A 5,952-nucleotide genomic window follows, 5' to 3' on the forward strand; every position below is an offset into this window, starting at 1 on the left:
CCGGCGCTGGGCCCGGGGGGCGTCCGCGAGGATCTCCGCGTGGAGGTGGCGCAGCCGCGGGCCGGGTTCCAGGCCCAGTTCGTCCGCGAGCAGCCGCCGCCCCTCGTCGTAGACGGCGAGCGCGTCGGCCTGCCGGCCGCTGCGGTACAGGGCGAGCATCAGGCTGCCGCGCAGGGCGTCCCGCAGCGGGTGCCGGGCGGTGAGCGCGGAGAGTTCGGCGACCAGGGAGCCGGTCTCGCCGGCCGCGAGGCGCAGCTCCATCAGCTCCTCGACGGCCGTGAGCCGCTGTTCTTCGAGGCCGGCCGCGGCGGCGGTCACCATGGGGCAGTCGATGCCGGCGAAGGCGTCGCCCCGCCACAGGTCGGCCGCCGCCTGCAGCAGCCGCAGCGCCTCGGCGTCGCGGCCCTCCCGGCGGGCGGCGCGGGCGGCCCGTACCCCTTCGGTGAAGCGGTGGGCGTCCACCGCCCCGGCGGGGACGTCCAGGCGGTAGCCGACGTCCACCGTGATGAGCCCGGCGCCGCCGGAACCGGCCAGGGCGGCGCGCAGGTCGCGGATCGCGTTGTGCACCTGGTGGCGGGCGGAGGCGGGCGGGTCCTGCCACAGCTCGTCCACGAGGACGTCCATGGACACCGCGTGTCCCGCGTTCAGCAGCAGGACGGCGAGGAGCCGGCGGCGGCGCATTCCGCGGAGCCGGACCGGCACTCCCGACTCGTGTACCTCCACCGGTCCCAGAACCAGGAAATCCATCTCCCGCTCCCCCTGACGTTCCACCTCGTGCAGCGTGATTGCGACGCTTTCGACGCTAGGGGCGCGGGGCTCCCGTATTCAACGCGAGTACTTCCCAAGGCACATGGCATACCTCGGAAGACACACGTCGGAACGTCAAGTTCCAGCCTTAGGTTCCACCCATGACTCAGGCCCTTACGCCTCGCCTCTCGCCCTCGCCCACCTCTTCCTCCGCCTCCGCGGCCGGTGTGTTCGACCTTTCGTCGTCCGCACTGGTTTCGGCCACCCGCACCGTGCGGCTGTGCCTGCGGGAGGCACGTCCGCTGGTGCAGGTGATGTTCGTCCTGCGGTTCGTCACGGGCGCGCTGCTGACGGCGTCCGCCGCGCACCACCGCCCCGACGCCCCGCACCTGCTGTGCGGCGCGGCGGCCTGGTGGGCGGTGACGGTGAGCGTCTACGTCTTCAACGGGGTGAGCGATCTGCGCGAGGACCGGGCCAACCGGTCCGGGCGGCCCCTGGCCAGTGGCCGGCTGTCCGAGGAGGCGGCCCGCCGGGCCGTGGTGGCGAGCGCGCTGGCCGGGCTGCTGCTGGGCTGCGCGGCGGGCTGGAAGGTGGCCGAGGCCGCCGCCGTCTTCCTCGTCCTCGGGTACGTGTACTCCGCGCCGTGGATCGCCGCCAAGTGCCGTTCCTGGTCGGCGTCGGCGGTCACCTGCGCCGCCGCGGGCACCACCTATCTCGCCGGGGTCGCGTCCTCCGGCAGCACGCTCAACGCCGAGTCCGCCGTCTTCGCCGTGGTGCTCTCGCTGGGCGTGGGGCTGATCGCGGCCGTCGCCAAGGACCTCGGCAGCACCCGGGGCGACGCCCTCGCGGGCCGGCGCACCCTGGCCGTCGTACGCGGCGAGCACAGCGCCCGCCGCTTCTGCGCCGTCGCCAGCGGGGTCCTTACCCTGGCCCTCACCGCGGGCGCCCTGTGGGTGCACGAGGTGCCGCTCGACGCGGCCGCCGCCGTCTTCGCCGTGGGCGCCCTGTGCGTCGCGGGGCGCTGCCTGCCGCCCCGGGCCGGGAAGGGCCGCCCGGTCACGGACCGCGGTCACCGGGCTCCGTACCGGAGCTGGATGGCGACGCAGTACGCCGTCCACCTCTCCGCGCTCGCCGCGCTCGTCCTGGCCTGAGGCCGGTGATCCCGCGCTCGCACTCGCCTTCGGACAAGGGGCTCTTTAGTATGATCCGGGCCGGACGGGAGATCGTGGGGGAGTCGGACCGTCCATGACCAGGTAACTCCCCATAGCGAGGGGGCGCACCGTGGAACTCTCAGCCGAGCCGGCAGCCGAACGGTCCAGCCTGATCGAGTCCTCCCTCGCCCGCTACGCCGACGAACTGCGCAAGACCACCAATCCGCTGGTGCTGCGGCCGGAACTCTGGGTCTCCTGCGAGAGGCAGGCCCGGCAGATACTCGGCGAGTGCGTCGCCACCCTGCACGGCACCCCGGTCCAGGTCACCGAGGGGGCCGAACTCACCTCGATGGCCCTGGGCGTTCAGCGCTCCTTCGAGAAGGTCTCCCCGATCGACTCGGTGCACGCCGCGCGCGTGCTGTTCGACGTCGCGGTCGAGGCGATGACCGAGGCCGCCGCCCAACTCCCGCCCGAGGTGGCCCTGGCACGCTTCCTGACCGCCGTACGGACCCTGCACAAGGGGATCTTCGCGCGGGTCAGCGCCGCCGCCATCGGCTACGAGTCGGTTCCCCTGCGCGACGTCGGCAAGGCCAGCACCGCCCGCCGCCACCAGCTCGCCCACGACCTGCACGACCACATCGGCAGCAGCATCGGCCTGGCCCTGCGCTGCCTCGACCTGTACAGCATGGAGCAGGCCAAGGGCATCGAATCGCCGCGCGACCGGCTCCAGGACGCCCGGCAGGCCCTGCGCGACGTGTTCAGCTTCACCCGCACCATGGTCAGCGGACTGCGCGTCAACGAACTGCACGACGGCCTGAAGGAGGAGATCGACGCCTACAGCGCCGCCGCCTCCGACCGGCCGGCCGAGGTCTTCTCCCGCATCGACGGCGACGAGTCCTGGCTGCCCGAACAGACCCGGCAGGAGCTGTTCCTCGTCGTCCGCGAGGCGCTGCGCAACGCCTTCGCGCACGCCAGGGCCCGCCGGATCGACGTCCTCGTCCAGGTCTTCCCGGACGCCGCCCACGCCACCGTCACGGACGACGGGGTCGGGCTGCCGGACCCACCGCGCGACGGCGACGGCACCGGCCTGACGGCCATGCGGCAGCGGGTGACGGCCCTCGGCGGGACGCTGGACGTGCTGAGCGAGCCCGGCCGGGGCACGCGCGTCCAGCTCCGTGTCCCGCTGGACGGCGACGGAACGGCCGGCCGGTGAGCGCCGGGCCGGACGACTCCGGCGACATCCGGGTCCTGGCCGTGGACGACCACCGGCTGCTGCGCGAGGCGCTGTGCGAACTCCTGGAGATGTACGACGGCCTCACCGTCGTCGCCCAGGCCGACGACGGGCCCAGCGGCGTACGGCTGGCGGGCCTGCACCGGCCGGACCTCGTCCTGCTGGACGTGGAGATGCCGGGGCCCGGCCCGCTCGCCAACCTGCGGGGCATCCGCCAGGCGGCGCCCGAGGCGCGGGTCGTCATCCTGACGATGCACGACAACCGCCAGCTCATCGACTCGCTGCTGTCCGCGGGGGCCGTGGGCTACCTCCACAAGGAGGTGGACCGCGAGGTCCTGGTCTCCGCGATCCGCAGCGCGATGGCCGGCGGCACGACGATGTTCCTGTCGCGCAAGGCGAGCGGTGCGGGCCCCGAGCGGGGGCCCGCGCCCGCCGACACGCTCACCCTGCGCGAACGGGAACTGATGGAGCTGGTCGCCCAGAGCATGAGCAACCGGCAGATCGGCAGCCGGCTGGGCATCACCGAGGGCACGGTCAAGCGCCACCTGCGGAACATCTTCGACAAGCTCGGCGCCACCTCGCGGCTCGACGCCGTCAACCGGACGTTCCCCAGCCGCCGTTACTGAGCGGCGGCGGCCCGCGCGGCCTTCTCCCGGCGGTCGGCGATCAGCAGCGCGACGGCCGGGGCGAGGGTGAGCGCGTAGACGACGAGCAGCAGGTCGAAGGAGTCGGCGAACGCGGCCGGCACGAGCCCGTGGTGCGCCTGCGCGGCCCGGTCCAGCACCACCGTGACCACCGCGAGGGCGAAGGTGCCGCCGATCCGCTGGACCAGGTTGAGCTGCGCGGAGGCGTCCGGGATGGAACGCGGTTCGACCGACTCGAAGGCCCGGGTCATGGCCGGCACGATGGTCAGCCCCGTCCCCAGGCCCCGTACCGCGAGCGCGGCACACAGCAGCACGTACGACGTGCCGGACGACAGCGCGGTCAGCGGGACGGTGGCCAGCATCGTGAGGACGATCCCGATGACGACGGTGGTGCCGCCCCCGATCTTCTTCATGATCGGACGGCAGGCCAGCCCGGCGACGACGACCCCGCTGCCGCCCGCCGACATCAGCAGGCCCGTGGTCACGGCGCTCTCGCCGCGCGCCGACTCGAAGTACAGCGGAATCAGCATCATCGGGGAGAACAGGACGAAGCCGAGGCAGAAGATGTTGATCGCGGCCGTCCGGTACACCCCGTGCGTGAACAGGCGCAGGTCCAGCAGCGGCGCATCGGCGCGCAGCTGGTGGCGTACGAAGACGGCGCCGCTCACCGCGGCCACCACCAGCGGCACGAGGAAGCCGGGGTGGGCGGACAGGCCCGTCTCGGAGAAGGCGTGCACGGCGAGGACGACCCCGACCGTGCAGGCGGCGGCGGTCAGCAGGCCCAGCACGTCGAGCGGGCGCCGGCCCTCGCCCGCGCCGGCCGGCTCGTCCTTGCGGACCCGGCGCACCGCCACCACCAGCAGCACCGCGCACAGCGGCAGGTTGACGGCGTAGACCGCCCACCAGCCCCAGGCGTTGACCAGCAGACCGCCGACCGTGGGGCCGAGCAGCGGGCTGATCAGCATGACGCTGCCGTTCAGCGCCTGGACCTGGCCGAGGCGTTCGCGCGGCATGCCGCCGGTGAGCAGCATCGTGGCGACCGGGACGAGCACGCCCGCGGCGGCGCCGGACAGGGCGCGCCCGGTGATCAGCTCCGGCAGGCTCGTGCTGAACGCGCAGAGCGCCGAGCCGGCCGCGAACGCGGCGACGGAGGCGATGAACGCGCGGCGGGTGCCGAAGCGGGAGGCCAGCCAGCCCGCGGCCGGCATCAGCGCGACCAGGGCCAGCAGATAGGCCGTGACGACCCACTGGACCTGGTTGATGCTGCCGAAGCGGGCGGACGTGTCGGCCAGCGACACGTTGACGATGGTGGTGTCGAGCTGGGCGATGAAGGCGCCGCCGACGGCCGCGGCGATGGTGATGATCGCGGTCCGGGTGGCCGCCGCCGGCGCGGTCTCCGCCACGGGGGGCGGGTCCGCCGGCGCCGGGGGCTCGGTTCTCTGGTCCAGGGACATGCGGGGTCGTCCTTAGGGTGGGTGCGTCGTGGATCGGGCTCGGGGTCCGTCCGGGGGACGGGGTGGCGACCGGCGGGGCCGGCGAGGGGCGCGGGTGCGGCCGGAGGTCGGCGCGGGTTCGGCCGGCGGGGGCGCGGGTTCAGCCGGCGGTCAGTGCCTCGGCGATGTCGTCGAGCAGCTCCGACGCCTTGGCGCGGGCGCCCGGCCGGTCGCGGCAGGCCAGGGTCAGTTCGGTCTCGTCGCCCACGCGGCAGGCGCTCAGGAACATCTCGGCGTACGGGACCAGCATCGGCAGCGTGGAGAAGGAGGTGGCGCGGAAGCCGGGCGCCGCGAAGACCTCCGGGTCGACCTCGCCGTGGTCGGAGATGATCGCCGTGCAGGGGAAGCTGTGGCCGTCGAAGGCGCGGGCCTCGTCCAGGTTGTTGGCGAACGGGTTGTCGCGCAGGAAGTCGCGGTCGAGCACGGCGACCTCGGTCTTGGCCATCAGGGCCCGGATCAGCGTGGAGTGCACGCGCTTCCAGCTGTCGTCCCGGCGCAGGTCCAGGACGAGCTGGGAGGTCAGGTTGGCGGTGGAGCGCGTCGCCGGGTCGTGGCGGCGCAGGTCCACCGGGACGATCAGCCGGCCGGTGTCCGTGGCGAGGTGCCGGGAGAGCGCCGCCGCCGCCCGCGCGGTGACCCCGGACGGGGTGGCGGCCACCCGGCGGCGCAGCCACAGCGGCCGGGTG

General features: G+C 73.9%; 5 protein-coding genes and 1 pseudogene. 3 read left to right on the plus strand and 3 right to left on the minus strand.

What is annotated here, in order from left to right; all coding sequences use genetic code 11:
• Positions 1–747: AfsR/SARP family transcriptional regulator (locus MHW47_RS30885; RefSeq protein ID WP_239227177.1), on the minus strand; the 747-nt coding region annotated here is incomplete at its 3' end.
• 161 nt (positions 748–908) lie between these two features.
• Here MHW47_RS30885 and MHW47_RS30890 point away from each other — a divergent pair.
• From MHW47_RS30890 to MHW47_RS30900, 3 genes are all read left to right on the plus strand, one after another.
• Positions 909–1,898, plus strand: coding sequence for a UbiA family prenyltransferase (locus tag MHW47_RS30890; RefSeq protein WP_239227178.1), 990 nt, complete (start codon positions 909–911; stop codon positions 1,896–1,898).
• Positions 1,899–2,028: 130 nt separating this feature from the next.
• A complete protein-coding gene (locus MHW47_RS30895) occupies positions 2,029–3,111 on the plus strand; it encodes a sensor histidine kinase (RefSeq protein WP_239227179.1) in 1,083 nt (360 codons plus the stop codon).
• On the plus strand, positions 3,108–3,755 hold the full coding sequence (locus MHW47_RS30900) for a response regulator transcription factor (protein WP_239227180.1): 648 nt from the start codon (positions 3,108–3,110) through the stop codon (positions 3,753–3,755). The genes MHW47_RS30895 and MHW47_RS30900 overlap by 4 nt, the downstream gene beginning before the upstream one ends.
• On the opposite strand, the gene MHW47_RS30905 is transcribed toward MHW47_RS30900, so the two are convergent.
• Both MHW47_RS30905 and MHW47_RS30910 read right to left on the minus strand, forming a co-directional pair.
• A complete protein-coding gene (locus MHW47_RS30905; protein WP_239227181.1) occupies positions 3,749–5,227 on the minus strand; it encodes a DHA2 family efflux MFS transporter permease subunit in 1,479 nt (492 codons plus the stop codon). The two genes, MHW47_RS30900 and MHW47_RS30905, sit on opposite strands and share 7 nt — an antisense overlap.
• A 139-nt stretch (positions 5,228–5,366) precedes the next feature.
• Positions 5,367–5,952 (minus strand): annotated as a pseudogene (locus MHW47_RS30910) (hypothetical protein); the annotation flags it as partial.

Origin of the sequence: Streptomyces sp. OfavH-34-F (genome assembly GCF_022347745.1) — a bacterium.
Lineage (GTDB): Bacteria > Actinomycetota > Actinomycetes > Streptomycetales > Streptomycetaceae > Streptomyces.